A 25,725-nucleotide genomic window follows, 5' to 3' on the forward strand; every position below is an offset into this window, starting at 1 on the left:
TATGATTTCCGGTGAACAAACGAAGCCGCTTCTAATCACCAATGTCAAACCGGTAGCTTTCGGTGCAGAACATTTCGATATGACGACCGATATTCTGGTCGGGAAAGACGGCAATATCAGCGCCATCGGCAAGTCGTTGAACGCACCGGCAGAGGTGGAGCGTGTCGATGGCAAGGGAGCCTGGATTTCGCCGGGTTGGGTCGATCTGCATGTCCATATCTGGCACGGCGGCACGGATATTTCGATACGCCCTTCGGAGTGCGGTGCTGAGCGAGGGGTGACAACGCTCGTTGATGCCGGTTCGGCGGGAGAAGCCAATTTTCATGGTTTCCGAGAATATATCATCGAACCGTCCAAGGAACGGATCAAAGCCTTCCTCAATCTCGGTTCAATCGGCCTTGTCGCTTGCAACCGGGTTCCGGAACTACGAGACATCAAGGACATCGATCTTGATCGTATTCTCGAATGCTATGCAGCCAACAGTGAGCATATTGTAGGGATCAAGGTCCGGGCCAGCCATGTCATAACCGGGTCATGGGGCGTTACGCCGGTCAAGCTTGGTAAGAAGATCGCCAAGATACTCAAAGTGCCTATGATGGTGCATGTAGGCGAGCCGCCCGCGCTCTATGACGAGGTTCTTGAAATTCTTGGCCCTGGCGATGTGGTCACGCATTGCTTCAACGGCAAATCCGGTTCCAGCATTATGGAAGACGAAGACCTGTTCAACCTCGCGGGACGCTGCGCTGGCGAAGGTATCCGGCTTGATATCGGCCATGGCGGAGCGTCCTTTTCGTTCAAGGTTGCTGAAGCGGCAATTGAACGTGGTCTCCTTCCATTCTCAATCTCGACGGACCTGCATGGCCACTCGATGAATTTCCCTGTCTGGGATCTGGCGACAACCATGTCCAAGCTGCTGTCGGTCAACATGCCGTTCGAAAATGTCATCGAAGCTGTCACGCACAATCCGGCGTCGGTGATCAAGCTCTCGATGGAAAACCGGCTTTCGGTAGGACAGCGCGCAGATTTCACGATCTTTGATCTGCTCGACGCCGACCTGGAAGCGACGGATTCCAATGGCGATGTGTCTCGCCTGAACAGGCTTTTTGAACCTCGCTACGCAGTCATCGGCGCCGAGGCCATTACGGCCAGCCGCTATATACCGCGTGCGCGCAAACTCGTTCGTCATAGCCACGGTTATTCGTGGCGCTGAAACAATTGGCGCAGCATTGAATTTGCGGGAACGCCCCGTGACGAAATGATGAGGAAAATTCGTGTCTCATTCTCCCCAAACGACCGAAATACAGCATTCCCCTTATGATCGCTTGGCTTCGCTTGGCATAACTTTACCGCCCCCACCCCCACCTATCGCGAACTTTGTCACGCATGTTCGGGAAGGCAATATCCTCTATCTTTCAGGGCAGGGCCCCCGGGAGGAGAGCGGATATTTGCGCGCGGGTAAAGTCGGTGGCGATATTGGCGTGGATCAAGCCTATCAGGATGCCCGCCTGACGGGTATCAATCTGCTGGCCGTCATGCACGAGGCTCTTGGCGATCTTTCCCGTGTGAAACGTGTCGTGAAACTATTGGGGATGGTCAATGCCGTGCCGGATTTTGAACTGCATCCCAATGTCATCAATGGCTGCTCCGATCTTTTCATCGAAGTATTTGGTGCTGCCGGACAACATGCACGTTCAGCCGTCGGCTTCGGTTCCTTGCCGGGCAATATCACGGTTGAAATCGAAGCGATCGTAGCCCTGAACGACTAGGACAGCGTTAATGATTGCGCCAACCCATCAGCTTTTCGATCTTCGCTGCCGAAGCGCGTACCTGACTGGTGTAGCGACCTTCGTCGGAAAGCACTTTCTGCTCCGGGAGCACGATGGAGATCGTCGCAACGCATTGTCCATCGCGGTCGCAGATCGGGGAAGCAATACAGGCAACCGCATAATCGGATTCCGCAATCTGGATCGAGAGCCGTTCATCGAAGGCTTTCGCCGCAGCCTCCGAAAGACTTGCGGCGTCGATTTCGGCCCGACCGGTTGGAGAAGTTCGGGCGCAGCGCTTGAAAAGCTCGATCCGTTCATTTGCAGCCAAATGACCGACCAGCAGACGTCCGGACGCGGTCCAGTTCAAGGGCACTCTTGTGCCGACACGCGAGGCAACCTGGAACGGGCTTGGTCCATCCGCCATGGCCAGAACGAGCATATGATCTCCGTCCCGTCCACACAGCTGCACCGCTTCGTTCGCTTCGCGGCAAAGATCATGCATCTCGTGCGTGGCGACGCTCATGAAATCAAGCGAGCGCGCATAAGCAAGACCGTAGTGATAGAGCCGCGCACCGAGCCAGATTGCGCCATCCGCGTTGCGGGCGAGCATATTCTTTTCAACGAGATCATCGATGGTTACATAGACCGTCGACAAAGGTGCCTTGATCGCCTTTGCAATCGCATAGGGACCAGCCGGAGCACCGGTTTCATAAAGATAATCAATCACCTGCAACGCACGATCTATGCCGCTCACACGAGAGCGACGTGTCGACTTGACTTCGGTGTCGTCTGCAGGAGCCGTTTCAGCGGGGACGGCGGATGATGATGCGCTCACTCATGTGCTCCATGTGAATTCGAGAAGTTATTACATTATTATGGTATATCCGTCTATGCCTGAGACAGCGAAAGAAATGGGAGAATTGAAATGACCGATGATATCCGCCGCAAGATCGGGCTTCGACCGGTCATCAATGTTTCCGGTACGATGACATCGCTTGGCGCGTCCATCGTTGTGCCTGAGGCGGTAGAGGCGATGGCGGCCATCCTGCCGCAATTCGTCGAGGTCAATGATCTCCAGCGTAAGGCAAGTGAAGTGATTGCGCGATTGACAGGCGGCGAAGCTGGTTTCGTCACTGCGTCCTGCTCGGCAGGCATTACGCTTGCTGTTGCCGGAGCTATGACAGGCAACAACCTTCTCGCAATTGAAAAGCTACCGGACACTACACCGGAAAAGAACGAAGTTCTGGTGCAGACCGGTCACGTGGTCAGCTACGGCGCACCGGTCGATCAGGCAATCAGGCTTGCGGGTGGCAAGGTCGTTCTGATCGGACAGGCAACATCGACGCATCGCTATCACATGGAAAATGCGATTACCGAAAAGACGGCTGCGGCGGTTTATGTCGTATCGCACCACGTCGTCGACTATGGCCTTTTGCATCTCAGTGAGTTTGTCGAGATCGCGCATGCCAAGGGCGTGCCAGTGATCGTGGATGCCGCATCTGAATACGACTTGAAGCTATTTCTGGAAAAGGGCGCAGACGTCGCAATCTATTCGGGACACAAGTTTCTGGGCGGTCCGACCTCCGGCATCGTTGCAGGTAAGAAGGAGCTTGTCCGCAATGCGTTCCTGCAAAATCTCGGCATCGGGCGCGGCATGAAAGTTGGTAAAGAGAGCATTTATGGCGTTATGGCGGCGCTGGAAGCGTGGGAAAAGCGCGACCATGCCGGAATTCGCGAGAGGGAGACTACATATCTGGAACTGTGGAAGAAGACGCTGGATGGCCGTCCCGGCATCACGGCACTGATCGAACCAGATCCGACCAACAACCCGCTCGACCGCCTGCGAGTGATCGTATCGGCCACTGACGCCCACATCACGGCCTGGGATCTGGTGACCGCTCTTGCCCGAGGGAACCCACCGATCATCACCCGAGATCACGAGGTGGAACACAATTATTTCTATCTCGATCCCTGCAATCTCCATCCAGGGCAGGAGACCATTGTTGCTCAACGTCTGGGCGAAGAACTCGACAAAGCCCGGGCATCGAACGAGATTATCGCGACTCCCTTTGAGGATCGAAGCAGGCATCGCTTCGACAGCTTGCTGCGTTGGCCGGATTGATTGGCGGAGCCTGAGTAAAGCGGAGGAACATCATGACGTCTGAGAAAATTGCGACGGTTGGAAAACACGAACCTGTTCTATCCGTTCAAGGGCTGAGCACCTCTTTTCTGGTCGATGGTGCCTGGAAACCGGTTGTGGATGACGTTTCCTTCGATGTCCATCCCGGAGAAACCGTCGCAATCGTCGGGGAATCCGGCTCAGGCAAGAGTGTCACCTCACTGTCGATCATGCGTCTTTTGCAGAAGGATACGAGCCGCATCGAAGGCAGTATCAGGTTGGGAGATAGGGAGCTTCTGACGCTTCCAGAAGAGAAAATGCGCCGGATACGCGGCAACGAAATCGCTATGATCTTTCAGGAGCCGATGACGAGTCTCAATCCGCTCTTCACAATAGGGGACCAGATTTCGGAAGCATTGCTCTGCCATTCGCAAATGTCAAAGGCAGATGCGCGTGCTGAAACGATCCGCTTGCTTGAAAAGGTCCGCATCCCGTCCGCAGTATCCCGCTTCGATGAATATCCGCATCGCTTTTCAGGCGGTATGCGCCAGCGTGTCATGATCGCGATGGCTCTGGCATCCAGACCCAAACTGCTGATCGCCGACGAACCGACGACGGCTTTGGATGTAACCATTCAGGGCCAGATACTCGATCTTATCAAGACGTTGCAGGAAGAGGAGGGCACGTCCGTTCTTTTCATCACGCATGACATGGGCGTGGTGGCCGAAATATCGGATCGTACAGTTGTCATGTTTCGTGGAAAGCAGGTTGAGACAGGGCAGACAGTCGATATCTTCCGGCAGAGCAAACATCCTTACACGCGTGCACTTTTGTCGGCAGTTCCTGTACTGGGTTCAATGCAGGGCTATCAACGCCCTCTGCGGTTTCCGATAGTAGACAATGCGACCGGCCTTTCGGAAAAGCCGGTCGAGGTGGCGGATACGGTCGACAAGGTCGATGTACCCGTGTTGGAAGTGAAAGGCCTTACCAAGCGCTTCGAGATTTACTCAGGTTTCATGTCTCGCCTGAGCGGGCGTGTCCATGCCGTGGAAAATGTGTCCTTCGATCTCCGCAAGGGTGAAACCCTTTCGCTGGTTGGCGAGAGCGGGTGCGGGAAATCGACGACTGGACGCGCCATCATGCGACTGACCGAACCGGATTCCGGTGAGGTTTTGGTTGAGGGCCAAAATATTCTGGCCCTCGACAAGCAGGCCATGCGCGAGATGCGGAGAACGGTTCAGATGATCTTTCAGGATCCCTATGCATCGTTGAACCCGCGCATGACGGTGGGAGCCGCCATTGCGGAACCTTACATCGAACACCGGCTGGGAAGCACACGGGACGCGAAGGATGTTGTTGCAGACATGCTGGAAAAGGTTGGCCTGACGCCGGATATGGCAAAGCGCTACCCGCATGAATTCTCTGGCGGGCAAAGGCAGCGTATTTGTATAGCCCGGGCGCTGGCCTTGAAACCTAAAGTCATCGTGGCAGATGAAAGTGTGTCTGCGCTCGATGTCTCGATCAAGGCACAGGTCATCAACCTCATGCTGGATCTCCAGCAGAGCTTCGATCTGGCATTCCTGTTCATCTCGCACGATATGGCCGTCGTTGAGCGTGTAAGCCATCGTGTGGCGGTGATGTATCTGGGCGAGATCGTAGAAATCGGGCCGAGGTCGTCGGTGTTTGAGAACCCCCAGCACGACTATACACGCAAGCTGATGGCGGCTGTGCCGGTTCCTGACCCTGACCGACGCAGGACCAAGCTTTCAAGCGAAACGGGGGAACTCAAGAGTCCCATCCGTCCGGCAGATTTCGCGGTGCCTTTACGCGAGTATCGCGAGGTATCGCCTCAGCATTTCGTGGCGTTGTAGCGCAGGCAATTCGTCATGGAGCACCAAGACGATCCAGTGCAGTGCGAAGTGGAGCTTCAGAAATGTGGATCAGTCCGGCATAGGGACTCGCCATATCCGAAATCACGAAAATCGCGCCAGCGACGGACAATGAGCATACGATTATAATCAATATGACAGTGTTGTTTAACGGGGCCTGTAGCCCAAAAGTTGCGAATAAAAGCGCCAACCATGAAATCAATACGATGAGAAATGGAACAGGCAGCCCCTCATCTGTTGTTTCCACCAATTGCCAGTGACCTTCGGCAATCATTCCGCTGACTTCCAGCGCGCGTGCTTGGAGGGAGCTCTGCGCGGAGTCCGTCGGATTCAAAGCACGCAGACTGGCCTGAATATCCTCGATATCCTTGAACTCCGGCAAAGCTCCGTCGGAAAGCTCGTCGGCTCGCTTGGCATTCCATGCTTGATCAAGACGTTTCTGGATGATTTGCTTGAGTACGGCACGTGGACGCTCCGTTTCAGGGCCGTAGCGCGCCATGATCCGATCCAGCAAGACAATGCGAGCCGCCGATGTTTTCATCTCGGCTTGTGCATCGTCATAATCGGATTTTGCCGAAGCAATCAGAAGCCCGAGGGCAAGAGCGGAAAGTGTTCCGACAACAGCGGTGGCAAGGCGGATGACATCCTTGGACTCAGAGTTTAGATGATGCTCGGGCAAACGCGTTCGAGCGACCATGCCAAGCATGGTCGCCAATATCAGGATGAAGAATACCAGTGCGCCAAGCAATAAGGAGTTCAACTTCGCCTTCCGCGACTTGTTTTCGAATGATTGCCTTTTGAAACTCAGTATATCATCTGTGAGTTGAGATGCAGCTTCACCAAAAGGATGGCTTAGGCTCGGCGCGGCTCGGTATGTATGCAATGAATTACACTGTCATCACAGAAGAAAGGTCGGCACAATATGGCCGACCTTTCTGGCGTTGAAACTGCTTTCAATCAGCTCTCTGTATGTTGCTGCTTGGCGAGATCCTCGACGCTCATGTCAGGTTCATTCCGGGTTTTATACAGCGAGTAAAGTACACCGCTTGCGAGGATAGCCAGCGTTACGACAAGTGACAGCAGCGTGTTGATGTGAACGCCCAGCGGTACAAGGAAAATCTTGATGCCGATCAACACCAGAATGATAGCAAGCGACACCTGTAGATAGCGGAACCGGTTCATTGCCGCAGCCAGCGCGAAATAGAGCGCGCGCAAGCCCAGAACGGCAAAGATGTTCGAAGTGTAGACGATAAAAGTGTCCTGGGTGACAGCGAAAACAGCGGGGACAGAGTCGACAGCAAAGATCAGATCGACTGTTTCCACCATGATAAGTGCGACCGCCAATGGCGTCAGCCAGGTGACCATCTTGCCGGTTTTAGGGTGTGGCTGCTTGACCGTGAAATTGCGGCCATGCAGTTCGCGAGTGATATTGAACCGGCGACGCAGGAATTTGAATACGGCGTTCTGTTCGATGTCGGGTGTCTCATCCTGATGTCCGAACATCTTGAATCCGGTGAAAACCAGGAACGCGCCGAATAGGAAAAGAATCCAGTTAAACTCGTGCACAAGTGCGGCACCAAGCCCGATCAGGACTGCTCTGAAGGCTATAACGCCGAGAATGCCCCAGAACAAAACACGGTGCTGGTAAAGACGGGGAATGCCAAGGAAACCGAAGATCGTTGCGATAACAAACATGTTGTCCATCGCGAGGCTCTGCTCGATCAGATAGCCGGTATAAAACTCCAGACCGGACTCTGCACCGCGCTGCCACCACACCCAGCCACCAAAGGCCAGCGCGATGAGGACATAAAAGCCATAAAGCAGGAGGCTTTCCTTGGCTTCAATCTCGTGCTCGTCGCGATGCAAAATACCGAGGTCGAAAACAAGCAAGCCGACGACGACAATGATAAATGCCGCCCAGAAATATACAGGTGTGCCGAGAAAATCGCCCGAAAGGGCTACAATAAGCGAATCCATCGCCGGACCATCTCCATTTGAACAAGTGGAGCAGCCCCGACATCGCCATAGCGGTAGCCATGACCAGAGGGGCCCGGCGCTGCATTTCTTCAAATGTGTATGGTTCTGCCAAGTTCAAGGTTAGAACCTGAATTTTTTGCAATGTTCGATCCGGTACGTGTCCCGTTTTGAAAACTCTTAATGCAGGTTACGATATCTAAGCTGGGTACTGGTAGCTGGTTGCCGCTAAACGCGACCTGAGAAAAGCCGAGAAGTGCCCCGGCTGACTATCTATAGCATTGATTTTCTTGAAGAAAATTTGGCTGGGGAACCTGGATTCGAACCAAGACTAGCGGAGTCAGAGTCCGCTGTTCTACCCTTAAACTATTCCCCAGCAGGAATTTGCAAATGCCTTCGATCTGGAGGCCTGCAAGCGCGATGGAAGCGTTAGTTCGTTCGCGACGGCCTCCATCTAGCGAACTCAAACACCGAACGCAACACTTTTCTTCGAAAAAATTCAAAGCGATTTAAGTTATCCAGCAATTGCTGATTTCATGCGGTGAGGCGCTGCAAATTGATGTGTAGAGGAATGCTTTCCAGAAGCAGGTGCATAAAAAAGCCCGGCCAGCGGAGGAGCGGCCGGGCAAGGGGCAGGCTGACCGGGAGGGGACCCGGTATGTGAAGGTGGCGCCTGCCAGATTATGAGTCTGCGGGTTCGAAAATGGCAGTGCCTTACCGAGTCCCGAAGCGATGTTGGTTCAGCAGATCAGTCGTGTAGCCTTGATCCGTAGCCGAGCGTCTGCCAGTTCACCCAGAACCTGTGTGGGGTCGGCTGCGCCGCGATAATGAGCTGCTGTGTAAATATCCTCACGGCGAAGTCCGATATCGCGCAGCATGTGGTCGTCAAAGCTGCTCAGGTTTAGCACTTGCCGTCGACCATTGGAAAACGTCCAGCGACGCATGATCGACGTAAATACGGCCTTCACCATTTGCACGGGCGTGGAGGTCTGTACGCTCGTTGCTGGTAAGTGCGGTGTCGTTATCTTGCTTGTCGCTGTCATGTCCGCTCTCCTTTGATTTAGCGGGGCTAAGTGATCCTTATCGTCAGGGTCATTCGCTTTCGCGGCTCCTTTTCCTTTACGATGGCTGCTTTATCTAACAATCGAATTGATTGTTCCAACGAATGTTTTTAATGTCATTCTTCAATAATAATGATGGATGACGCCGATGAGCACGCCTCTGGATCTCGATCAGTTACAGACTTTCATCGCCATAGCGGATATGGGCAGTTTCACGCGGGCAGCGGACGCTGTTTTCAAGACGCAATCGGCCGTTTCCATGCAGATGCGCCGTCTTGAAGAGCGTATCGGCAAGTCGTTATTTGAACGTGATGGACGGACCAATCGTCTTACCGAAGAGGGCGAGCGGCTTTTGCTATATGCACGTCGCATGATGCAGCTCAATGGTGAGACTATCGCTGCGTTTGATGACACACAACTGGAAGGTCACGTACGCATCGGCACACCGGACGATTATGCCGATCGGTTTCTGCCGGAAATCATGGCACGTTTTGCGCGATCAAACCCGCGCGTTGAATTGTCGGTCGTCTGCGAACCGACAGTCAATCTGGACGAGATGATCCGCCGCGGAACACTGGATATCGCTCTGGTCACCCAGTGCGATGACAAACGTCGCTCGGAAGTTGTTCGAACCGAGCCATTGCTGTGGGTGACTTCTGCCAATCATGCGGTACATGAAGAGGCTGTTCTGCCGCTTGCAGTCGGGCGCCCGACCTGTATCTGGCGTCATGCAGCTATTGATGTGCTGGAAGCGGCCAGACGCGATTACCGTATCATCATCACCAGCTGGTCAGCGACTGTTCTTGCGGCGGCAGTTCTCTCCGGCCTTGCGGTCTCTGTTCTTCCAGAATGCGCACTCCGTCCCGGTATGCGGGTCCTTGGTGAAGTTGATGGGTTTGGAACACTGCCGGAATTCGGCATTGGCATCATGCGCGGCCATACAAAACAGAATGCCATCGTCGATGCACTTGCGCAGCACATTATCGAAAGTCTAGACAATATATCATCACCGCAGCCCGGTGCGATGGCTTCGGCGGAAATTTCGCCGTTTCCGGCGGTTCGCACGAGGAGGGTGCGAGCCAACGAATTGCTGCCAGGCTGGTGATGAGACAGTAAATCGCCGCATGGCTTCTTGACCAGCTATGCCACCTGGTTGCCTATGATGGGATGAGCATGGGTTCCGATTCGAGTTTTACCGGCACATCGTCCAATGTTGCCGAGTATAGCGTTTCCGAGATTTCCGGCGCTTTGAAGCGCACGGTCGAGGATACGTTCGGACATGTGCGCGTGCGCGGCGAAATTTCCGGCTATCGAGGCCCACATTCGTCGGGGCACGCCTATTTCGCGTTGAAAGATGATCGTGCGCGTCTTGAAGCCGTGATCTGGCGGGGCTCGATGAGCCGTCTGCGCTTCCGTCCTGAAGAGGGGATGGAAGTGATTGCTACCGGCAAACTCACGACCTATCCTGGTTCATCGAAATATCAGATCGTCATCGAACAGATGGAGCCTGCCGGGGCTGGCGCCTTGATGGCGCTTCTGGAAGAACGCAAGCGACGGCTTGCTACTGAAGGGTTGTTTGATCCTGCGGTAAAGCAGCTTCTACCCTTTATGCCTCGTGTGATCGGGGTGGTGACCTCTCCGACCGGGGCGGTTATTCGGGACATCATTCACCGGATAGCAGACCGCTATCCGCTGCATGTTATTGTCTGGCCTGTGCGTGTACAGGGCGAGACGAGCGGACCTGAGGTGGCCGCCGCAGTTGATGGCTTCAATGCATTGCCCGAAGATGGTCCTATTCCGAGGCCGGATGTGGTGATCGTGGCGCGCGGCGGTGGCAGTCTGGAAGACCTGTGGGGTTTCAACGACGAGATCGTTGTTCGTGCCGTTGCTGCGTCGCATATTCCGGTAATTTCTGCAGTCGGTCACGAAACAGACTGGACCTTGATCGATCTTGCAGCCGACATTCGTGCTCCGACGCCGACGGGCGCGGCGGAAATGGCGGTGCCTGTAAAGGCGGACCTGCAGGCAGCGCTGGCGGGTCAGTCCGCTCGGCTGTCATCAGCCATGTCCCGCTTTATCGATCTGAAACAACAAGCACATCGTTCGGCAGCGCGTGCTCTTCCGTCGGCTGACCAGTTGCTGGCTTTGCCTCGACGCCGTTTCGACGAAGCGGCTTCGCGCCTCACGCGGGCGCTGTTCGTCAATACGCAAAAGAAACGAGTTCACTTTGAAGGTCATGCGCGACAATTATCGCCGCGCCTCCTTCGGCGCCGGTTTACGGAACTGGAACGCGGGGTTTCCGTTCTTGGGCAGAGATTGCCTCGCGCGCTTGAGGCATTCCTGCGCGAACGTCGAACGGCTTTCATTCATCGAGCAAGTCGACTTTCGGCGGAGCCGATACTGCGGCGAACAAAGCTTACAACCGTTGCAACAGAACAGCTGGATCGTCGTCGCGACCAAGCTGTGCGGCTTCTCATTGAAAGAGCCAAACGGCGCGGGCAGGAACTGGAGCGTCTCATGCGCACGCTTTCCTATGAAAGCGTTCTCGAGCGTGGCTTTGCGGTTATCTTCGATGCAGAAGGGAAGCCGGTGAAGCAGGCTGCATCCGTATCGGCTGGCGATGCATTGTCCATTCGGTTTCGCGATGGAGACGTTGCAGTCGTTGCGAGTGAGGAAGACGGGAGTGAGTCCGCAAAGCTTGTACAAACAAAAAAGGTTCGGTCTCCCGGCTCCGGCAATCAGGGATCGTTATTTTAGCAACAGTCCGTCTCGGTGTTGTTCGCTTTCTGCTGAGGTTGCCTGGCCTTAAGGCTGGCTTAAGCTTGGCCGTCTTTTTCTCGTGCATCTGTCATTGTTAGAGATTCAGGATGTCGCGTAACAAATCCCAGGACGACCTCACAAATGGCTTTGCGAGGGCTGCTTTCAGCCGCCGCGGCTTTCTCATAGGTGTAAGCGCGGTTGCGTTGTCTGGCTGTGTTTCGACGGCGGAACAGCCACCTCAGCCGGTGAAAAAAATGCCTGAACCTGCATCGTCACGGCCCGTGCCGTTGATGTATCAGGCCTTGCCAGACGAACAATTCCCGATTCCTGCCGTCGATACGAGCAAGATTGATCCAAAGTTCTGGCGACAGGAGGTCGGTTATCCGACTGACGAAGTCAGAGGTACTGTTATCGTCGATACGCCGAACAAGTATCTCTATCATGTACTCGGCAATGGCCGGGCCATGCGCTATGGCATCGGTGTCGGACGTGACGGTTTTGCTTGGGCGGGACGCGCGAAGATTGCTTATAAGCGCCAATGGCCCCGCTGGACGCCACCCGATGAGATGGTCGCACGTCAACCCGCGCTGGAGCCTTACAGCATCGCCAATGGCGGGATGCCCCCGGGTATCAAGAACCCACTTGGCGCGCGAGCGATGTACATTCATAAGGACGGGCGCGATACGCTCTATCGCATTCACGGATCCCCGGAGGCTTGGAGTATCGGCAAGGCCGTGTCGTCGGGATGTATCCGCATGCTCAATCAAGATGTGATCGATCTCTACAACAATGTGCGCGATGGTAGCACAATTGTCGTGATCCCCGATCCGACGAAGGGCCAGCAGGTCACAAGCTGACTAAGATAAAAAGGGCGCGGATAACGCGCCCTTTTTGTTGGATGTGTTTTGCAACTCAATGCTTAATAGGCATATTCCAGAAAGATTGGATCAACTGACCCTGCCCATACGCTGTTATAGGCCTTCAGCATGCGCTCGGCATCCGTAACACCAGCCGCAACGATTTCCTCAAGCGGTGCGAGGAAATGCGTTTCGTCATGACCTTCACTGTTGAGCTTGTTGCGGTTTAAGAGGCCGAGCCGGGAGATTTTCAAAGTCTCGCGAGCGATCTGTTCCAGCGGTTTGCCCCGGAAGGTCGTGTTCAACGCCTTGGCAGGAACTTCGTTGCGAAGTGCAAGCACCTCTTCGTAGGTCCAATCTTTGGTGAGAAGTTCGGCAGCGGTCAGAGCTTCTTCGTCATAGAGCAGTCCGACCCAGTAGGCTGGAAGTGCACAGATACGGCGCCACGGACCTCCATCAGCTCCTCGCATTTCCAGGAAACGCTTGAGGCGCACTTCAGGGAACAGTGTCGAAAGGTGATTGGTCCAGTCGCCCATATTGGGGACCGGGTCGCTCACTTCACCTTTCAACGCGCCGTTCATGAACTGGCGGAAGGTGACATGCGTACAGTCGTGATAATGCCCGTCGCGCAGTATAAAATACATAGGTATATCAAGCGCCCATTCGACATAATCGGCAAACCCGAAGTTTTCCGAGAAAACGAAAGGCAACACGCCCGAACGCTGCTTATCGGTATCGCGCCAGATATTCGAACGCCATGACAAAAGGCGGTTCGGTTTGCCTTCGGTGAACGGCGAGCTGGCGAAAAGTGCTGTTGCTACGGATTGCAGCTTCATCGAAACCTGCATCTTGCGGCGCATGTCTCGTTCCGAGCTGAAGTCCAGATTCACCTGAATGGTCGAAGTGCGATACATCATGTCCAAACCTTCACGCCCGACTTTTGGCATGTAGTTCGTCATGATCTTATAGCGTGACTTCGGCATGACTGGTGTTTCGGCCAAGGTCCATTTTGGGCTGCCGCCGACACCTAGAAAGCGAATACCCAAAGGTTCCGCTATTTCGCGGACTTGAGACAGGTGAGCGTTCACTTCGCGACATGTCTGATGAATGGTTGAAAGCGGTGCCCCGGAAAGCTCAAACTGGCCGCCGGGCTCCAGCGAAATAGCACCCTGTCCGGTTGGCTCCACCAGACCGATGATATTGCCTTCATCGATAATAGGTTCCCAGCCAAGCGTTGCCTGCATACCTTCAAGGATGGCTTTGATGCCGCGCGGTCCCTCATAGGGAACGGGACTGTTATCGGCCGTGTAGAATGGAAATTTTTCGTGCTCGGTGCCGATGCGCCAGGCATCTTTGGGCTTGCATCCGCCAGCCAGATAGTCTGCCAGTTGTTCAACGCCCGTCAGTGCCGTTTCGTCAGTCGTATCGCGCGCCATACAGTCTATCCCTAGTCGATTTTTCGCTTTTCAGCGTGATTGGACAAATTTGTCAAATCACGCAAGTCAATTCCATTGAACATCAGATTTCGAGAACGTCATCCTTCATTTCTCCAGTCCCCGAGCACAGATTGTACCAAAGCCATCGCAGCGACGGCAGCTGTATCGGCACGGAGGATTCGAGGGCCAAGCGGAATAGATGTTACGAATGGTAGTTTTCGGAGCGTTTGACGTTCATCCTCTGAGAAACCTCCTTCAGGGCCGATCAAAAGAGCGGTCGGGCCTGGCGTCATTTTCCGCAAGATGGTCAATGGATCGTCCGATTCATGCCCTTCATCGCAGAAAATCAGATGTCGGGATTGATCCCATTGTTCGATAAAGTGGTCAAAGCGGATGGCCCCGCGACATTCAGGTATGGAAAGCACACCGCACTGTTCGGCAGCTTCTATCGCATTGGCGTTAATGCGATCAGTTCCGAGCTTTGATACCTGAGTGTGCTGTGTGATAACTGGCTGCAAAACGCCTGCGCCCATCTCCACAGCCTTCTGCACCATATAGTCCAGCCGTCCCTGCTTCAGTGGGGCGAAGCAATAGACCAGATCGCTCGGTAAAGGTTGCTGACGCGTCTGTTCGAAAGGCACGAGGAACAGCCGCTTTCTACCCTCCGGCTTCAACCGCGATTTCCATTCGCCGTCGCGTCCATTGAAGGCAAGAATTTCATCGCCGTCCTTCAATCGCAAGACATGGGTGAGATAATGTGCGGCCTGCAGGGCGACCTCTATCTGGTCGCCGCTTTCGAGGCCGTTTTCAACGTATAATCTCTGCATTTTATAGTTTGCGCGCATGTCAGCATCGATGGCAGAGGGCAGGGGCGGCGGTCAAGCGCTTTGGTAATGCATCAAGAGACAATTAATTAGCATTCCTACACAAACAATTGATGGGAAATATCATGTCAGTTGCATTTAATTAGATTGTATCCATATAGGTATGAAGCTATCTATTTGAATGGAATTGATGTGATGAAACAAGCGTGGGTCGAATTCGCACCGCTTCTTGCTAGTACCGCCAGAGGATGGCGGAAAGCTTTCGATGCAGCGATGGCGGAACATGGTCTTTCCGACGCGAAAGCCATACCGCTGATGACCCTGTTGCGGCACGGAGATCGTGTTCCTCAAGGGGTACTGGCCGAACGGGTCGGTATTGAGGGAGCAACGATTGTCCGGGTTGTCGATGAGCTGGAAAAGGACGGTCTGATCCAGCGTGTTGCCGACGATGCCGATCGTCGCGTCAAGCTTATCCAACTGACAGAGGACGGTCGCGCTCTTGCCGCCAAGGTGGAAAAGTCGGCCGCCCGCCTTCGCGCTCTTTTCCTAGGCGATTTCGATTCCGATGCGGTCGATGTAGCCATGGAGATATTGCGCAAGTTGAATGAGAAATTTCAAACATAGTCTTTCTGATCAGCCGTCTGACCGGAAAGATGCAATGTGTTCAACCGGTGCCCCCGCAAGCCATGATGAAATCAGCCGAAACAACTCCGAAGTTTTGGGACGTAGTCTTTTCGCTGAAGACTTTCGCTGCGGCCATGCTTGCGCTGTGGATCGGCCTGATGGCCAACTTGCCCAATCCATACTGGTCCATTGCTGCTGTCTATATTGTCGCGCATCCGTTGTCAGGTGCGACCACATCAAAGGGTTTTTACCGTTTGGTCGGTACGATCATCGGCGGGGCAATGACCATTCTTTTCGTGCCACATCTGGTCAATTCACCTGAATTACTGACGCTGGCGATCGGTCTTTGGATGGGCCTCTGTCTTGCGATCAGCCTGCTCGACGGTACGCCGCGCAGCTATTTGTTCATGCTGGCTGGCTACACGGTGGCAATCGCGAGTTTTGCTGTTGTTTCCGTGCCTGAAACGACGTTCGACTATGCCGTGGGCCGTGTGGAAGAGATCGCAATCGGCATTATTTGCGCCGCTGTCGTCAATCGACTTGTTTTTCCACGTCACAGCGGCCCGGTGCTCGTCAGTCGTATCGACAATTGGCTGCGTGAGGGTTCAAAGCTTGCGTTGGCAAGCATGCGAGGTGAAGGCGCTACGCCCGAATTCCTTCGGGATCGCCAGCGTCTCGCAGCCGATGCACTTGAACTGCGCAATCTGACAACACATGTTGCCTATGACACCTCATCGATCAGAAATGTCGGAACGCAGCTTCACGTCCTGCAGCAACGCATGGTGGCTGTTCTTCCGATCATATCAAGTCTGCACGATGTGCTGGCGATGAAGCCTGGCGATAACGAAAAGTCCTGGCATCCGGCGGTCCAGAAACTATTGGACGAGGCCTGCGACTGGATCGAGAGTGGCGAAAATCTAACAGAGGAACGCCGTGCCGTCCTGTTGCAGTTGATCGAGGAAATCGACCAGCATGGGAAGAACGCTACAAGCTGGAGCGAGTTGCTACCTTTCAACGTGGCTGCACGTGTTCGCGATCTCGTTCAGATATGGAGCGACTGCATCACGCTGCGCCAGGACATTGTTTCCGGTTCCCGGCATTCGTTGCGGTGGCGTCGCTACGACGCACATCTGAAAGCCCGCCCCATGCATCGTGATTATGGCATGGCCTTTCTGTCTGGCTTTTCTGCCTTTCTGGCAACTTGTGTGGCAACCGCTTTCTGGATTGCGAGCGGCTGGTCTCAAGGGAGTGCCGCAGCCATGATGGCCGGTATTTTCTGCTGCATCTTTGCAACCATGGATGACCCGGTGCCGGTCATGCGCAAGTTCAACTGGCTGCTTTTGATTGTCATCGTTGCCGCCTTTATTTTTGAGTTTGCGTTGCTGCCGCTGGTGGACGGGTTCTTTCCGCTGGTTCTTGTGCTGGGACTGTTCCTCATTCCAGCAGGTTTGCTGCTTGCTATTCCTTCGCAATTTTTGCTCGGCATGGTGCTCTGCGTGAACTTGCCGAACATGCTCATGCTGCAGGGTCATCTGACCCACGATTTTGTCAGTTTTGCCAATGCGAATCTGGCCACCGTTGTGGGGATCGTAATCGCCGCCGTAGTGACTTCAATTGTCCGGTCTGTCGGTGCTGAATGGAGCGTGCGCCGCCTGATCAAGGCGGGCTGGAACGATATTGCGCTTGCTGCCGAAAGGCGTCCCGGACGTCATCGCCGTCAGCGTATGAATCGCCTTCTGCTCCGGATGATCGACCGTATCGGCATGATGACCCCACGTCTGGCGCTGGTTCCGGCAGCAGACGTGGCGAAGGTCGATCTGTTGCGCGATCTGCGAAACGGCATGAACACGATCGATCTCCAGCAATATCGCTCCAAACTGCCTGAAAACTGTCGGCCAGCTGTCGATGAAGTGCTGGATGGCGTTGGTGCGCATTATCGAGCCTTGGCCAACAAGCCAAAGGAGGCAAGTGAAATCGACCGAAATCTGCTCACCTCCATCGATACAGCAATCACCACCATTATCGAGAGCGGATCGCCTGCGATAGCCAAACGTACCCGAATGGCGCTGGTCGCTCTTCGCTTCAATCTTTTTCCGAAGGCCCCACCATTCGTGTTGCCGCCACGTCCGCTGATGGAACTTCCCCAAGCAGCCTAGAAAAACAATGTGACTTGTGATGCAACCTGAACTCGACATCTACGGAATTTATATTCCGACCCTCGGCGTGCTGGCGCTCGGTGCCTATTTCGCAAACACGGTCATGCAGCGCCTTCTGGCGCGCGCACGCTTCTATCGTTTCGTATGGCACCGGCCTTTGTTCGATGCCGCGATGTATTTTTGTATTCTCGGCGCTACGGCCGTCTTTCTCAATGGAATACCGCTATGAAAAAGCTCTTTGCACATTCAGGCCGTGTCTTTGTAACCGTGGTTATGGTCACTATGGCGGGGCTTCTTGGCTGGCATTTGTGGGACTATTACATGAATGCGCCGTGGACCCGCGACGGCAAAATTCGTGCCGATGTCGTGCGCGTTGCGCCTGATGTCTCAGGTCTGGTCGGAGAAGTGCTCGTCCACGATAATGAAAGCGTTCATCAGGGTGACGTTATCTTCCGTATCGATCAGGCACGCTACAAACTCGCCCTGCAGACAGCGGAAGCAAAGGTTGATAGCAGCAAAGCAGCGCTTGATATGGCAAACCGCGATCTGGTCCGCTATCGCCAACTCAACGACACGACCGTGACACGTCAGAAACTGGAGCAGATCGAAACTACGGCCCAGCAAGCAGAAGCTTCCTACCGTCAGGCGCAACTGGATCGCGATCTGGCGACACTCAATCTGGACCGGTCTTCGGTAAAGGCGCCCGTCAACGGAGTGATTACAAACTTCTCACTTCAACCGGGTGATTATGTTTCCGCCGGATCGGCAGTGACGGCCCTCGTTGATACGGACTCGTTCTACGTTTCCGGCTACTTTGAAGAGAACAAGCTCGAGCGTATCCGGATTGGTGATCCGGTGGTGGTCGATATCATGGGCAGCAAAGTGCAACTTAAAGGAAAGGTCGAGGGTGTTGCCGGAGGGATTGAAGATCGTGAGCGTAGCGATTCTTCTAGTCTGCTGGCAAATGTTTCACCGACCTTCAACTGGGTGCGCCTGGCGCAACGTGTGCCGGTGCGTGTGAAGCTTGAAGATGTGCCGGACAGTGTCCACCTCGTTGCCGGTCGAACGGTCAGCGTTTCGGTGGTGAACTGATTTAAAGGCCCGGCTGTCGTCCGGGCCTTTTCCATGTTAGCAAAGATAAAAAGAGGTCGGGGATTTCTCATGGGTGTACTGGTCGTTCAGAACTACAAAGGCTCTGGATTGGGACAAATTGAACCTGTTCTGGCAGATGCTGGCTATTCGATTGATCTGCGTCATCCATACAGCGGGGATGCATTGCCCGGTGACGACGATGGATATCAAGCCTTGATTGTGCTTGGGGGCGAGCAGAATGCGCTGGCCGACGCTAAATGTCCATATTTCCCGCATTTGCTTGAGCTCATTCGTCAGTTTGGCGACAGCGATAAGGCCGTTCTTGGCATTTGTCTGGGCAGTCAGCTCATCGCGCGTGCTTATGGCGGCGCAAATATTCTGGACCGACCCATTGAGTTCGGCTGGCAAGAAGTTCGGCTTACCGAGGAAGGCAAAGGCGACCCGGTATTGTCTGCCGCAGGAGACGCCTTCCCAATCTTTCACTGGCACCGCGATACGTTTTCACTTCCGAAGGACGCATTGCATATGGCGACGAGTGATATGACGCCTCATCAGGCTTATCGCATCGGGCGTGCAGTTTATGGCACGCAGTTTCATTTCGAGGCGAACACACAGCTTGTCGCTGAATGGAACGATCAGCTAAGTGAGATGATTGTGGGTTTCGCACCGGATTGGGCAGTACAGCACCCAGTGCTGGCAAATAAGTTTGGATTACAAGCGGATGCTGCAGGTGCTGCATTAGCCAAGGCGTGGGTAAACCAAATCTAGAGGCTTCGTAACTGCGCTTTAACCTTAAGTCGAAGTATCGCGTTGCGGCTTTGCCACAGCGTTCAACCAATTCGGTTTTTCAAGAGAAAAGCGATGGTTTGGCTGGAACCGTTCAGTTGCAGGTAACTTTTTTCGAGTGTAACTGGACACCGTCTCCCCGGGCAGCAACCGAACGAGCAGGGCTGATTGCCAGGCTCCCAAGTGGCGGCTCGTCTAACGAATTTCGTCCGGCCCCAGTCGAAAGAGTTTCCGAATATGACCGCCAAACATGCCGCTCTTCTCACCGTACTGATGGTTTCCGCGATTGTATTCATGGCGGTCGGCATATTCACCGTCGATGCCGGCAACAATGCGATGTCCACCGACGGCTACGGCATTTCCAGCGCGCACTAGGCGCATTTATTTCGCTTCGATAAAACGCTTTTCCGAACCATCTATTACGATGGTTGAAAGCTGTCCGCTTTTCCAGGCATATGTATCGAGATTGACCCTGTTGGGCTGAATATCGATAGCGCTTTGCGGTGTATGCCCGTGGATGATGAGCTTTTCGAAGGGGGCAGTCCATTTGAGGAAAGCCGTGCGAATCCAGATCAATTCTTCCGGATCTTGTGCATCTAACGGAACAACGGGGTTTATACCCGCATGACAGAAGAAGCATTCGCCAAAAGCGACTGAGCGCGGCATAGCGCGGATGAAGTCGATATGATCTTGTGGAACAGCTTTAACGAGCGCAGCATGACCTCGTCGGGCTGAATCTGTATCAGTAAAGTCAACTTCCACACCGTAGGAGCGGGCGGTATCGACGCCGCCGTGCAATGCAAATATCCCTGCGACGTCTCCCGTTGCCAGATAGGTAAGGAAGCCGTCGTCGTGATTGCCTAGTAACGAAATGATGCGCTTATCCCGACGCGACAGTTCAATCAGAAAATCCAGCACTTCCTTTGAGCTCGGGCCGCGATCTATGTAATCGCCAAGGTGAATGATACGCCAGTCGTGAGCAGGGCGTTGGTCAAGGTCGGCACGGATCAGCCCGTGCATGTCCTGTAACAAGTCGAGACGGCCATGCACGTCCCCAATGGCATAGAGGCGGATACCGTCCGGCCCTTTCGCATCCTTGAAAACCACGCTCATTGACTGTCATCTTCCTTAATGTCTTTGCTCGCCTTCACGCCCGCCCGCTGTCGGTAGCGCAGACGTGAGACGCGTTCACGTTCTTCGTGCAGTTCGCGATCATGGGTTGCCTGTTCCACGAAGCGAATGTGCTTTTGAACCGCTTCGCGAGCCGCCTGCGGATTGCCAGCCATGACGGCATCGTAAATGGCGCGATGTTGCGACAGGAACATGTCAGCGACGCCAGGATAGCTGTAAATAAGGCTGCGATTGTAAAAAACACCATCCTTCAGCAGTTGATAGCAAGACCGAAGGGTATGCAGCAGAACGATGTTGTGTGCTGCTTCGCCAATAGCATTGTGCAATTCCACGTCGAGGCGTGCTTCCGTGTCAAAGTCACTGACGCCATGAGCTTTTTCCATGGCTTCCATGATTTCAGTCAGAAGTGCCTTGTCGGCTGGTGTGGCTCGAAGTGCCGCGTATTCTGCCGCGATGCTTTCAATCTCTCGCCGATATTCAAGGTAGTCTGCAGTTGCCTTGCGGTGATCGGCAAAAAGTTTGACCACAGGGGCGCTGAACACTTGTCCGATCACGTCTGCAACGAATGTGCCTCCGCCATGGCGGGAGATCAGGAGTTCGGCGGTCTCAAGTCTCTTGAGCGCGTCGCGAAGTATCGGGCGGGAAATGTCGAACTGGCGCGCCAGCTCACGCTCGCCGGGAAGCCGATCGCCACCACGCAGAACGCCTTCGAGAATAAGCGTTTCAATCTGGTGCACGACGTCGTCTGCCGTGCGGCTTGCCTGTATGCGTGAAAAAATCGTTTCGGCCATGCCGTCTGAAGCCCTCTCCATAACGGCGGCAAAGTAGCCTTTAGGCTGATGTCCGGCAACGGAATATATTGAAAATGAGAGCCCGGTCGATAATGGAATCGGGCTCTCAGGAGTTATGGTCGAAAAATGATCAGGCTTTTTTGCGCTTGCGTGTCGCGACGAGTACGACAAGTCCTGCGACAAGGCCATACATGGCCCATTTGAACGGAAGTGCGTCGGCTGTTTCGCTACGGATGGGAAGTACAGTTACTGTGCCGGGGCGGCTTTCGACGCCGGATTTGCCGTCAGCTTTGGCTTGTTCGATCTGCTGTGGTGAAACGACCCATTCAGCGCCGCGCGATTTGTCATAGAACATGAAACCACAGCCGACGATAACGGCGACGATGATTGCTAGAATAAAACGTACAGGTGTGTTCATCATTTTTCCCAGAAAATCAGGACAACGGGAGGAAATCATCCGATTCGCTTGAATAACGGATTGCGGGATATCTAAGCCTTTTAGAATCAAAAGCTTAGTCAGCTGTATATGCTGGCACGCTAATATAGCGCGCGCGACTTATTAACCGACGAATGAAAGCCAGTCTATTTCTTTGCTACTTCGTGCGGAGATGCGCCGCTCTCCCAGTAAGGAACAGGGCCATAAAGATCTGTCAGATAGTCGATGAACAGTCTGACCTTAGCCGGGAGGAACTGTTTCGACGGATAGACGGCATGAATAGCAACGTTGCGAGAAGCAGCATAGTCGGGCAGTACTTGCACCAACTTGCCCGCTGCAAGTTCCGGGCCGATATCCCAGGTTGAGCGTTGCGCTATGCCAAGGCCTGCCAGGACTGCCTCGCGTACCATTTCGCTGGAATTGGTTTGCAGTGGCCCAACCGGTCGGATGACGATGGGTCCCTTGGGGCCCTCCAGTCGCCAGGGGTCGTTGTTGTGCGGTGCCAGGCAGATATGCTCTTGCAGGTCCTCAATCGTCTGTGGTGTACCGCGTTCCGCAATATAACCGGGTGAGGCGACGAGAATACGACGCACTGGGGCAAGACGGCGCGCGACGAGGGTTGAATCGGAAAGCTCCGCGATCCGAATGGCCAGATCATATCCATCGCCCACGATGTCGACCATCTCATCGGTAAGCTGCATATTGACGGTAAGATCGGCATTAGCGCGCATGAATGGTACGAGATAAGGCGCAATGTGCATGCGACCGAAAGTCGTCGGTGCCGAAATTTTCAGTGTTCCGCGCGCATCGGCTGAACGGCGAGCAACAAAGGCTTCCGCTTCCTCGATGTTAGAGAGAATGGCGAGAACCCGTTCATGATAGCCTTGACCCGCCTCAGTTAGCGCGATCTGGCGGGTTGTGCGTTGAAGCAGCCGGGTTCCGAGACGTTCTTCCAACCGTCCCAGGCGCTTCGATACGACTGCTGGTGAGAGACTCAGATCGCGTGCGGCTGCTGACATGCTGCCCGTTGCCACGACGCGGGCAAAAATTTCCATATCCGCCAGACTGCTCATCATGTTCTGCTATCCCACTCCCTGCCGTGCTTTTGCTCAAGCGTTGGGTTTTAAGCATCTAGCCGAGCGCTAGGAAACTAGGCAAGCAATTATGCCGCAGCGTGGAAACTGTTTAGCTGCTGACTAAAGTGGTAAAAATGATTTACCACTTGACGAAAATGGTACGGAGTGCACTTTGACCACATACGTGGTGGAGGAGAATATGAGCGGACTTATCATGCCGGAACCAGACGCGTCCGTCATGCAGCGACGCGAGCAGATTGTCGCCGATCTGCGCGGAATCGTGCCGGGCGAGGGCGTTGTCGATGCTATCAATGCAATGCGCGTGTTTGAGAGCGATGGCCTGACCGCGCACCGTTCGTTGCCGCTGGTCGTTGTGCTGCCAGAAACGGTAGAACAGGTTTCGCAGGTTCTGCGCTATTGTCACGATAATAATATTCGCGTGGTGCCGCGCGGCGCGGGTACATCGTTGTCCGGTGGCTCAATGCCATTGCAGGATGCAGTTCTGCTTGGCATGTCGCGCTTCAATCGCATTCTCGAAATCGATTATCCAAATCGTGTCGCGGTGGTGCATCCGGGCGTTACCAATCTTGGCATCACCAAGGCTGTTGAACATGAGGGCTTTTATTACGCACCCGATCCGTCGTCGCAGATCGCCTGCTCCATTGGCGGTAATGTCGCAGAAAACGCAGGCGGTGTGCACTGCCTCAAATACGGTCTGACAGCGAATAATGTACTCGGCATTGAAATGGTGCTGATTACCGGTGAGGTGCTCCGGCTTGGAGGCAAGCATCTCGATAGTGAGGGCTATGATCTTCTCGGTCTGATGACCGGATCGGAAGGGCTACTCGGCGTCGTGACAGAAATTACGGTCCGTATCCTGCAAAAGCCGGAAACGGCGCGTGCTGTCATGGTTGGCTTTCCATCCAGCGAGCAGGCTGGTCAGTGTGTGGCTGATATTATCGGTGCAGGCATCATTCCCGGTGGAATGGAGATGATGGACAGGCCGGCTATCAAAGCGGCGGAGGATTTTGTCCGTGTAGGCTATCCGCTGGATGTTGAAGCATTGTTGATTGTCGAACTGGATGGACCTCCAGTTGAAGTGGATTATCTGATTGGGCGGGTCGAAGCGCTGGCGCTCCAAAATGGCTCCACGACGTGTATTCTGTCTCAGTCGGAAGAACAGCGTCTGGCTTTCTGGGCGGGGCGGAAAGCTGCATTCCCGGCAGTAGGACGCATCTCGCCGGACTATCTGTGCATGGACGGCACCATTCCGCGTAAAGAGCTGCCGCGTGTTTTGTCGGGGATGCGCGAACTGTCCGAAAAATATGGATTGCGGGTGGCCAATGTATTCCATGCCGGCGATGGCAACCTGCATCCGCTTATCCTCTATGATGCGAATATCCCTGGCGAACTGGAAGCTGCGGAAGATTTTGGCGCGGACATTTTACGTCTTTGCGTGAAGGTTGGCGGTGTTCTCACCGGCGAACATGGTGTCGGCATTGAAAAGCGCGATCTGATGCCGGAAATGTTCAACGAGATCGACCTCGATCAGCAGATGCGTGTCAAATGTGCTTTCGATGCCAAGCATCTGCTCAATCCCGGCAAGGTGTTTCCGCAATTGCGCCGCTGCGCCGAGCTTGGCCGCATGCATGTGCATCGCGGTGAGCTGGCCTTCCCGGATATTCCTCGATTCTGAGTTGTGGTTTTGATCATGAGTGATGCAAATATTCTAAAGCCGCAGGATGAGACGGGCGTTCTGGATGTGGTGCAGGATGCGCTGGCCAGTTCCACCCCGCTTGAAATCATCAGCCATGGCTCCAAGCGCGGCATCGGACACAGGGTCGACGCAGGCCGCGTACTCGACGTGTCGCGGCTTACTGGCGTGACGTTGTACGAACCGGACGAACTGGTGCTTTCGGCAAAGGCTGGAACGCCAATGGCCGAGATCGAAAAGCTTTTGGCCGATAACAATCAATGCTTTCATTTCGAACCGATGGATTACGGTCCGTTGCTGTCGGGCGAGAGCGGGCGCGGCACGATCGGCGGAGCGCTTGCCGCCAATCTGTCCGGTCCGCGCCGCATCAAAGCGGGTGCCGCCCGTGATCATGTGCTTGGCGTGCGCGTTGTGTCCGGACGTGGCGAGTTGTTCAAATCTGGCGGTCGTGTGGTCAAGAACGTGACTGGCTATGATTTGTCGAAAGGCATGGCTAATTCATGGGGGACGCTAGGCATCGCCACGGAGGTGACGTTCAAGGTTCTGCCGAAACCGGAGACGGCGGCGACGCTCGCCGTGCGCGGACTGACCGATGAGCAGGCGACGCGTATTATGGCAATGGCCATGGGATCGCGCGAGGAAGTTGCTTCCGCGGCACATTTGCCGCCCATGGTTGCCAATCGCTTTCTCGATGGCAAACTGGGCTGGGAAGCGGCGACGGTATTGCGGCTTGAGGGCTTTGCGCCCTCGGTCGCGCATCGCAGCCGACAGTTGCAGGCGCTGCTCAGCGGGTCGGGTGCGGTTGATGTGCTGGACGGAACGCAGTCGCAACAGCTCTGGCGCGAAGTGCGCGATGTGCATCCCTATGCCAAGGCCGATGACAATCGCGTGGTCTGGCGCGTCTCGATGGCGCCGATGCAGGGCTGGCAGATGGTGGATGAATTCCGCCGTCATGCCGGTGTCGATGCCTATTACGACTGGCAGGGCGGCCTGATCTGGATGCGGATGGAAGCTGAGCCGGAAGCGCAGATTTTGCGCAAGCTCATCGCCAGACATGGTGGTGGTCATGCGACGCTGGTGCGCGCGTCGGAAGCAATCCGCGCCAGTATCCATGTGTTCGAACCGCAGCCAGCAGCCCTTGCGGCATTGTCGCAGCGGTTGAAGCAGCAATTCGATCCGGAGAATATCCTCAATCCGGGGCGTATGCATCCCCGTCAGGCTGGAGCTTGAACC

General features: G+C 54.6%; 25 protein-coding genes and 1 tRNA gene. 15 read left to right on the forward strand and 11 right to left on the reverse strand.

Annotated features, from left to right (window positions below; translation table 11 throughout):
• The first annotated feature begins 1 nt into the window (after position 1).
• Together MKS82_RS25950 and MKS82_RS25955 are read left to right on the forward strand one after the other, a co-directional pair.
• Positions 2–1,210: an amidohydrolase/deacetylase family metallohydrolase gene (locus MKS82_RS25950; RefSeq protein WP_109986795.1), complete on the forward strand. Its 1,209-nt coding sequence runs from the start codon at positions 2–4 to the stop codon at positions 1,208–1,210.
• 61 nt (positions 1,211–1,271) lie between these two features.
• Positions 1,272–1,766 carry a RidA family protein gene (locus MKS82_RS25955; RefSeq protein ID WP_109986796.1) on the forward strand — a complete coding sequence of 165 codons (495 nt, stop codon included), beginning with the start codon at positions 1,272–1,274 and terminating at the stop codon, positions 1,764–1,766.
• A gap of 7 nt (positions 1,767–1,773) precedes the next feature.
• Here MKS82_RS25955 and MKS82_RS25960 read toward each other — a convergent pair whose 3' ends face one another.
• The gene (locus tag MKS82_RS25960) at positions 1,774–2,601 is read right to left on the reverse strand and encodes an IclR family transcriptional regulator (protein WP_109986797.1); all 828 of its coding nucleotides are present in this window, start codon (positions 2,599–2,601) and stop codon (positions 1,774–1,776) included.
• Positions 2,602–2,691: 90 nt separating this feature from the next.
• On the opposite strand from MKS82_RS25960, the gene MKS82_RS25965 reads away from it, so the two are divergent.
• Both MKS82_RS25965 and MKS82_RS25970 read left to right on the forward strand, forming a co-directional pair.
• The gene (locus MKS82_RS25965) at positions 2,692–3,888 is read left to right on the forward strand and encodes an aminotransferase class V-fold PLP-dependent enzyme (protein ID WP_109986798.1); all 1,197 of its coding nucleotides are present in this window, start codon (positions 2,692–2,694) and stop codon (positions 3,886–3,888) included.
• A gap of 32 nt (positions 3,889–3,920) precedes the next feature.
• On the forward strand, positions 3,921–5,756 hold the full coding sequence (locus tag MKS82_RS25970) for an ABC transporter ATP-binding protein (RefSeq protein ID WP_109986799.1): 1,836 nt from the start codon (positions 3,921–3,923) through the stop codon (positions 5,754–5,756).
• Between the two features lie 13 nt (positions 5,757–5,769).
• Here MKS82_RS25970 and MKS82_RS25975 read toward each other — a convergent pair whose 3' ends face one another.
• The 4 genes from MKS82_RS25975 to MKS82_RS25990 form a co-directional block, all read right to left on the reverse strand.
• A complete protein-coding gene (locus tag MKS82_RS25975) occupies positions 5,770–6,534 on the reverse strand; it encodes a bestrophin-like domain (protein WP_109986800.1) in 765 nt (254 codons plus the stop codon).
• Positions 6,535–6,731: 197 nt separating this feature from the next.
• Positions 6,732–7,751, reverse strand: coding sequence for a TerC family protein (locus tag MKS82_RS25980; RefSeq protein ID WP_109986801.1), 1,020 nt, complete (start codon positions 7,749–7,751; stop codon positions 6,732–6,734).
• A 299-nt stretch (positions 7,752–8,050) separates the two neighbouring features.
• Positions 8,051–8,124 (reverse strand) — tRNA-Gln (locus MKS82_RS25985).
• A 364-nt stretch (positions 8,125–8,488) separates the two neighbouring features.
• Complete coding sequence (locus tag MKS82_RS25990) at positions 8,489–8,791, reverse strand: DUF1127 domain-containing protein (RefSeq protein WP_109986802.1); 303 nt, start codon at positions 8,789–8,791, stop codon at positions 8,489–8,491.
• Positions 8,792–8,957: 166 nt separating this feature from the next.
• On the opposite strand from MKS82_RS25990, the gene MKS82_RS25995 reads away from it, so the two are divergent.
• From MKS82_RS25995 to MKS82_RS26005, 3 genes are all read left to right on the forward strand, one after another.
• Complete coding sequence (locus MKS82_RS25995; protein WP_109986803.1) at positions 8,958–9,914, forward strand: LysR substrate-binding domain-containing protein; 957 nt, start codon at positions 8,958–8,960, stop codon at positions 9,912–9,914.
• A 68-nt stretch (positions 9,915–9,982) separates the two neighbouring features.
• A complete protein-coding gene (gene xseA / locus MKS82_RS26000) occupies positions 9,983–11,566 on the forward strand; it encodes an exodeoxyribonuclease VII large subunit (protein ID WP_109986804.1) in 1,584 nt (527 codons plus the stop codon).
• A gap of 110 nt (positions 11,567–11,676) precedes the next feature.
• Positions 11,677–12,426, forward strand: a complete 750-nt coding sequence (locus MKS82_RS26005) for a L,D-transpeptidase (RefSeq protein WP_109986805.1) — start codon at positions 11,677–11,679, stop codon at positions 12,424–12,426.
• Between the two features lie 62 nt (positions 12,427–12,488).
• Here MKS82_RS26005 and MKS82_RS26010 read toward each other — a convergent pair whose 3' ends face one another.
• Entirely contained in the window at positions 12,489–13,862 is a 1,374-nt protein-coding gene (locus MKS82_RS26010; RefSeq protein WP_109986806.1) for a glutamate--cysteine ligase, read from the reverse strand.
• A 98-nt stretch (positions 13,863–13,960) separates the two neighbouring features.
• Entirely contained in the window at positions 13,961–14,707 is a 747-nt protein-coding gene (locus MKS82_RS26015; RefSeq protein ID WP_109986807.1) for a 16S rRNA (uracil(1498)-N(3))-methyltransferase, read from the reverse strand.
• A 174-nt stretch (positions 14,708–14,881) separates the two neighbouring features.
• Between MKS82_RS26015 and MKS82_RS26020 the strand changes: the two genes are divergently transcribed.
• From MKS82_RS26020 to MKS82_RS26045, 6 genes are all read left to right on the forward strand, one after another.
• Entirely contained in the window at positions 14,882–15,310 is a 429-nt protein-coding gene (locus MKS82_RS26020) for a MarR family winged helix-turn-helix transcriptional regulator (protein WP_109986808.1), read from the forward strand.
• 62 nt (positions 15,311–15,372) lie between these two features.
• Positions 15,373–17,466 carry an FUSC family protein gene (locus MKS82_RS26025; RefSeq protein WP_109986809.1) on the forward strand — a complete coding sequence of 698 codons (2,094 nt, stop codon included), beginning with the start codon at positions 15,373–15,375 and terminating at the stop codon, positions 17,464–17,466.
• Positions 17,467–17,485: 19 nt separating this feature from the next.
• Entirely contained in the window at positions 17,486–17,695 is a 210-nt protein-coding gene (locus MKS82_RS26030; RefSeq protein ID WP_109986810.1) for a DUF1656 domain-containing protein, read from the forward strand.
• Positions 17,692–18,558: an efflux RND transporter periplasmic adaptor subunit gene (locus MKS82_RS26035; RefSeq protein ID WP_109986811.1), complete on the forward strand. Its 867-nt coding sequence runs from the start codon at positions 17,692–17,694 to the stop codon at positions 18,556–18,558. The genes MKS82_RS26030 and MKS82_RS26035 overlap by 4 nt, the downstream gene beginning before the upstream one ends.
• A 69-nt stretch (positions 18,559–18,627) precedes the next feature.
• The gene (locus MKS82_RS26040; RefSeq protein WP_240579467.1) at positions 18,628–19,326 is read left to right on the forward strand and encodes a type 1 glutamine amidotransferase; all 699 of its coding nucleotides are present in this window, start codon (positions 18,628–18,630) and stop codon (positions 19,324–19,326) included.
• Positions 19,327–19,581: 255 nt separating this feature from the next.
• Positions 19,582–19,719: a hypothetical protein gene (locus MKS82_RS26045; RefSeq protein WP_010660970.1), complete on the forward strand. Its 138-nt coding sequence runs from the start codon at positions 19,582–19,584 to the stop codon at positions 19,717–19,719.
• Positions 19,720–19,725: 6 nt separating this feature from the next.
• Here MKS82_RS26045 and MKS82_RS26050 read toward each other — a convergent pair whose 3' ends face one another.
• The 4 genes from MKS82_RS26050 to MKS82_RS26065 all read right to left on the reverse strand — a co-directional run bounded on the left by MKS82_RS26050 (position 19,726) and on the right by MKS82_RS26065 (position 22,778).
• Positions 19,726–20,457: a metallophosphoesterase gene (locus tag MKS82_RS26050; RefSeq protein WP_109986813.1), complete on the reverse strand. Its 732-nt coding sequence runs from the start codon at positions 20,455–20,457 to the stop codon at positions 19,726–19,728.
• Complete coding sequence (locus tag MKS82_RS26055) at positions 20,454–21,266, reverse strand: FCD domain-containing protein (RefSeq protein ID WP_109986814.1); 813 nt, start codon at positions 21,264–21,266, stop codon at positions 20,454–20,456. The genes MKS82_RS26050 and MKS82_RS26055 overlap by 4 nt, the downstream gene beginning before the upstream one ends.
• 130 nt (positions 21,267–21,396) lie before the next feature.
• On the reverse strand, positions 21,397–21,684 hold the full coding sequence (locus MKS82_RS26060; protein ID WP_109986815.1) for a hypothetical protein: 288 nt from the start codon (positions 21,682–21,684) through the stop codon (positions 21,397–21,399).
• A 164-nt stretch (positions 21,685–21,848) separates the two neighbouring features.
• Entirely contained in the window at positions 21,849–22,778 is a 930-nt protein-coding gene (locus MKS82_RS26065) for a LysR family transcriptional regulator (protein ID WP_109986816.1), read from the reverse strand.
• Between the two features lie 199 nt (positions 22,779–22,977).
• On the opposite strand from MKS82_RS26065, the gene MKS82_RS26070 reads away from it, so the two are divergent.
• Together MKS82_RS26070 and glcE are read left to right on the forward strand one after the other, a co-directional pair.
• A complete protein-coding gene (locus MKS82_RS26070; protein WP_109986817.1) occupies positions 22,978–24,474 on the forward strand; it encodes an FAD-linked oxidase C-terminal domain-containing protein in 1,497 nt (498 codons plus the stop codon).
• A 15-nt stretch (positions 24,475–24,489) separates the two neighbouring features.
• Entirely contained in the window at positions 24,490–25,722 is a 1,233-nt protein-coding gene (glcE, locus tag MKS82_RS26075; protein WP_109986934.1) for a glycolate oxidase subunit GlcE, read from the forward strand.
• The last annotated feature ends 3 nt before the right edge of the window (positions 25,723–25,725 follow it).

This window comes from Ochrobactrum sp. A-1, from assembly GCF_022488005.1.
GTDB lineage: Bacteria > Pseudomonadota > Alphaproteobacteria > Rhizobiales > Rhizobiaceae > Brucella.

Coding starts and splice junctions, on each gene's coding strand:
- MKS82_RS25950 (WP_109986795.1), top strand. CDS start 2: ATGATTTCCGGTGAACAAACGAAGCCGCTTCTAATCACCAATGTCAAA.
- MKS82_RS25965 (WP_109986798.1), top strand. CDS start 2,692: ATGACCGATGATATCCGCCGCAAGATCGGGCTTCGACCGGTCATCAAT.
- MKS82_RS25970 (WP_109986799.1), top strand. CDS start 3,921: ATGACGTCTGAGAAAATTGCGACGGTTGGAAAACACGAACCTGTTCTA.
- MKS82_RS25980 (WP_109986801.1), bottom strand. CDS start 7,751: ATGGATTCGCTTATTGTAGCCCTTTCGGGCGATTTTCTCGGCACACCT.
- MKS82_RS25990 (WP_109986802.1), bottom strand. CDS start 8,791: ATGACAGCGACAAGCAAGATAACGACACCGCACTTACCAGCAACGAGC.
- MKS82_RS25995 (WP_109986803.1), top strand. CDS start 8,958: ATGAGCACGCCTCTGGATCTCGATCAGTTACAGACTTTCATCGCCATA.
- xseA (WP_109986804.1), top strand. CDS start 9,983: ATGGGTTCCGATTCGAGTTTTACCGGCACATCGTCCAATGTTGCCGAG.
- MKS82_RS26005 (WP_109986805.1), top strand. CDS start 11,677: ATGTCGCGTAACAAATCCCAGGACGACCTCACAAATGGCTTTGCGAGG.
- MKS82_RS26010 (WP_109986806.1), bottom strand. CDS start 13,862: ATGGCGCGCGATACGACTGACGAAACGGCACTGACGGGCGTTGAACAA.
- MKS82_RS26015 (WP_109986807.1), bottom strand. CDS start 14,707: ATGCGCGCAAACTATAAAATGCAGAGATTATACGTTGAAAACGGCCTC.
- MKS82_RS26020 (WP_109986808.1), top strand. CDS start 14,882: ATGAAACAAGCGTGGGTCGAATTCGCACCGCTTCTTGCTAGTACCGCC.
- MKS82_RS26025 (WP_109986809.1), top strand. CDS start 15,373: ATGATGAAATCAGCCGAAACAACTCCGAAGTTTTGGGACGTAGTCTTT.
- MKS82_RS26030 (WP_109986810.1), top strand. CDS start 17,486: ATGCAACCTGAACTCGACATCTACGGAATTTATATTCCGACCCTCGGC.
- MKS82_RS26035 (WP_109986811.1), top strand. CDS start 17,692: ATGAAAAAGCTCTTTGCACATTCAGGCCGTGTCTTTGTAACCGTGGTT.
- MKS82_RS26040 (WP_240579467.1), top strand. CDS start 18,628: ATGGGTGTACTGGTCGTTCAGAACTACAAAGGCTCTGGATTGGGACAA.
- MKS82_RS26045 (WP_010660970.1), top strand. CDS start 19,582: ATGACCGCCAAACATGCCGCTCTTCTCACCGTACTGATGGTTTCCGCG.
- MKS82_RS26050 (WP_109986813.1), bottom strand. CDS start 20,457: ATGAGCGTGGTTTTCAAGGATGCGAAAGGGCCGGACGGTATCCGCCTC.
- MKS82_RS26055 (WP_109986814.1), bottom strand. CDS start 21,266: ATGGCCGAAACGATTTTTTCACGCATACAGGCAAGCCGCACGGCAGAC.
- MKS82_RS26060 (WP_109986815.1), bottom strand. CDS start 21,684: ATGAACACACCTGTACGTTTTATTCTAGCAATCATCGTCGCCGTTATC.
- MKS82_RS26065 (WP_109986816.1), bottom strand. CDS start 22,778: ATGATGAGCAGTCTGGCGGATATGGAAATTTTTGCCCGCGTCGTGGCA.
- MKS82_RS26070 (WP_109986817.1), top strand. CDS start 22,978: ATGAGCGGACTTATCATGCCGGAACCAGACGCGTCCGTCATGCAGCGA.
- glcE (WP_109986934.1), top strand. CDS start 24,490: ATGAGTGATGCAAATATTCTAAAGCCGCAGGATGAGACGGGCGTTCTG.